This window comes from Moorena sp. (assembly GCF_982860115.1).
Map to the genome: position 1 here is coordinate 3,871 of NZ_CEYLVT010000298.1, position 3,967 is coordinate 7,837.

At 43.5% G+C, this 3,967-nt stretch carries 2 protein-coding genes; both read right to left on the bottom strand.

The window, feature by feature from the left end; all coding sequences use genetic code 11:
- Positions 1-79: 79 nt before the first annotated feature.
- Positions 80-1,042 carry an MDR/zinc-dependent alcohol dehydrogenase-like family protein gene (locus AC4II3_RS29675; protein WP_488029718.1) on the bottom strand — a complete coding sequence of 321 codons (963 nt, stop codon included), beginning with the start codon at positions 1,040-1,042 and terminating at the stop codon, positions 80-82.
- 436 nt (positions 1,043-1,478) lie between these two features.
- On the bottom strand, positions 1,479-3,572 hold the full coding sequence (locus AC4II3_RS29680) for a pentapeptide repeat-containing protein (protein WP_488017156.1): 2,094 nt from the start codon (positions 3,570-3,572) through the stop codon (positions 1,479-1,481).
- Between the last annotated feature and the right edge of the window lie 395 nt (positions 3,573-3,967).

Sequence of the window (3,967 nt, forward strand, 5' to 3'; positions counted from 1 at the left end):
ATGCCCGCTCTACTGATATTCAGCTGATAGCTGATAGCTGAGCGCTGATCGCTTCATCCCATCACCTATTGCTGATCTTTCAAGAGTTCTGATCCATGGTCAGCAAAATTTTCAAGACTCCCCGCTGCTGGGCATGGTTAAAGGCGGTTAACCCTTCTTCAACTGGGTAATGACTTTGGATTAGGTAATTGACATTTACTTTATCTCGTGCTAATAAATCTATCGCTGGTTTAAAGGGACCGCAACGGGAACCGATTAGGGTAATTTCGTCTACTACCAGAGACGAGGCATCAAAGGTTAGGTTGCCAGCGTAGGTGCTTTTTAGTACCAACGTACCTCGTGGGCGCAAGGCTCGACGGGCAAGGGCAAAGCCTTCGGGGTTACCAGTACACTCCACTGAGATATCGAAAGGCCCTTTAGTGATGGCATCGGCAAAGCCTACCTTAATTCCTCTGGCTTCTAAATTGGCCAACTTCTCGTGATGACGGCCAATTACTAGCAAATCGCAGCCCGTTAGGGCTAGGGTTTGTGCCACCAGTTGTCCGAGCTTACCGTCTCCCACTACTAACACCTGGTGATCGGGACGCACCCTCACTTGTTCCTGAATTTCCAGAGCAGCAGCCAAAGGTTCAGTAAAGGTGGCGGCATCAGTAGAAATATTATCGGGTAAGGGATGTAAGTTTTTTACCGGCAAGGTCAGATAGTCAGCAAAGGCTCCGTTACGGTTAACAATACCTAAGACAGTACGGTTTTGGCAGTGAGTCGGTTGTCCACTTTTACAAAATCGACACTCACCACAGGCGGCATTAATTTCTCCCACCACCCGCTGGTTAACTAAATTTTCTGGTCCATCTTCCACAACACCAACAAATTCATGACCTAATATGCCCTTGTAGGGGTAATAGCCTCGGATTAGTTCCAAATCCGTGTTGCATATCCCCGCACGCAACACCCTTACTAACGCTTCATCAGAGGGTGGTGATGGCACAGGTAGGTCAGTGCGCAGTTGCAGTTGCTGGTTTTCGAGCCAGAGTCCTTTCATTGTTGATTGTTGTGACAAGATTGAGAGATTAGTTCCTATTTCCCATCTTAATCGGTGCCATTACTGAAGTGGAGTAGGCCAAAAATTCTACCAATTTCGGAAATTACTACTACACATCGATTTCATATGGGTGCATCTCATTAAAGCTGTTTGATCCGGTGGTGCGTTACGGGACGGGCTTTTTAAACACTGGCGACGGAGAAAATTAGTGCCAGTTTGACCCGGTGGTGCGTTACGGGACGGGCTTTTTAAACACTGGCGATGGAGAAAATCAGTACCAGCCCGTCCCTAACACACCCTACTAGCGTGGCACACCTAAAAATGTTTGTTGGGTTGAGCGGTAGTGAAACCCAACAAAGCGTTACTGGTGTTGGGTTTCATTCTTCAACCCAACCTACGCTTATTGCACTATTTTAGCTGTGTCAGTCCACTACGCCTACACTTCTGTCCATCCGTCGATTGTTGCCATCAAAATATTAACCAGAGGATGATCTATGGCTTCCTTGAAAGCTTCTACTCCTCCTGCTTTCAGGGCATTGATCACCTTGGCTTTTAGGGTTGGGTTAGTCTCAATTTGGTCAATAACTTCACCTACAACTATCATCTTCTCTTTGTTGGTTGTAGTGGGATTACTCTGGGATAGTTGGTTGAGGAGTTGCTGGATTTCTACTGCTGCTTCGGCTAGGCTTTGGGTTTGCTGTGATGTAAAATTATTATTTTTAAATTCTTGTCTAGCATTGTCTTTGGCAAAAACAACATTAGGATTAGTAGCTTTGCTTTGATTTATATTATCTATATTCAAATTCTGTGAATTATCTGACATATCACTCTCCGCTTTAGCTTTAACATCAAAAATGTTTTGAATAGGTCTATTAGCCTGTAATTTAATAATTTCGATTAACTCCGCACTTTGCTCACGATAAATTACTATCTCATCATCTTTAGCTTTTAGTTTTTCTTTATATTTTTCTTCTGCAGCTTTGAGGGCAACTTCATAGTTTTGCGTGAAGTCACTATGAATCTTTTCCTTATTCGTGTCAGGGGGAACACTTACCTTAACAACAACTACACCATCTCCTTTATTTTCAATACTCTGAATAGCTAATTCTGTATCTTCGTTCTCTACTTGGACTTTTTTGAAAGCAGTAACAAAAGCTTTCCAATCAACACCATTTTGGAAAATAAGGTCAACAGTATTTAAGGCTTCTTGGAATAGCTTGGTAAATTCTCCTGGTTGAAAGTCACCGCTACTTGGACAACGCTCTCGATTTCCTTGAGGATTGGGCTTCTCTAGTAAAAACACATACTGACAATCAATATTAGTTAACGTAGTTGTTGAGTCAATATTCCACGCTTCTAAACAAGCTCCGGTAAAATAAGCATGAGTAAAATCAGTACCAATTGCTTGAGCTTCAGTTAAATTAGCCCATTCTAAATTAGCATCCTCTAAGGTAGCTTCGCTAATATCAGCCAGTTTTAGATTAGCCTGATTTAAATTAGCCCCTTTTAAATTAGCCCCTCTAAGATTGGCATCAACATAAGACTTATTATAACCATTACCACTAACTAATAATTCTCTGACAGCTGTATCAGCTAAGATAGTTTTACCTGGTCGAGCTCGGTCAAGTTTTTTGGTATCTCGCCAACAGGTATGAGTAACAGTAGCTTCTCTTAAATCTGTACTTTTGAGAGTTGCTTCGCTAAAATCAGCATCAGTTAAATCAGCGTTGTAAAAACTGGTACCTCCTGTAGCAGCAAAGGCAATAGCAATAGTACGAATCCAGGCGTCTCGGGGGTCTCCTTTTAGAGCACGCCAACCCAGGTAAGCACCAAGTAATGCCAAGGCTATGGCTAGAGCTATGCTTACGGCTATGGCTACGAGTCCCGTAAAGCGGAAGGCGAAGGCGAAGGCCAAGGCGAAGGCGGTGGCTATAGCTATACCGATGGTGATAATGCTGGCAATGGCGCTGACGATTGCGCTGGTGCTGACGAAGGTGCTGGCGGTGGCGATAGCGGTGGCGGTAGCGCTAACAAAGGTGCTGGCGGTGGCGCTGACGATTGCGCTGGCAATACCAATGGCGTTGGCAGTAACGACAACAATAACTACAACGCTGCTCCCAGCGATGGCAATGGCCACTCCTGATCTGATACCTTGACGCAGGATAAAAATATATACTATTATTAGGAAGCTAAAAGCTACCCACCCGGAGACTTGGTTATCTACGCTGTTAAAGTCAGAGATTAACCCTACTAAGGCCCCACCAAGTAAAGAGGCCATTCCCGATAATGCCGAAGTTATCCATGAAACCAACAGAAGAATAGTTAGCCACCGTTTTTGTAATCCAGCCTTGGCCTGACAGAACTTAGTTCCGGTTAGAATAGCATTCTTAAAGTTCGCGCCCCTAATATCAGCTTCACTAAAATCTGCTCCTGAAAGGTCTTGCCCCTGGAAAGACTGACCTCTGAGGTTTACCCTTCGGAAATTCCTTTCTCCATTCTTATATTTGCTTAGAACTTCATTAGCTTCCATAAATGATAGTCATATAGTCAGCGGTCAGTTATCAGTTAATGCGCTACGCGCACGCTACGCGAACAGTTTTTGAATAAAACAGGTAAGCATTGCTTTAATCTCTGTTACGTCAGCTGACGGCTGACCGCTTACCTTAAGTATTGATTCTTAGAGTATTTTTGCTGATTAATTTAGATGCATTTACCCTACCTTCGCGATCAGACTCGCCAAGGAAAATCAAAGGAGGGAAGTTTCAATTAGAAACTGATTCAATTTAATCAATTAGGATCGTATCACAAACCAGAGCTCTGAGTATATAACAATTTCTCAGATAAAACACTTAAAATCCTGAGGGAAAAGACTTATATCATGTCGGGTTGAATGCCCCTGATTAAGCCACTTTCACCTCGGGCCAC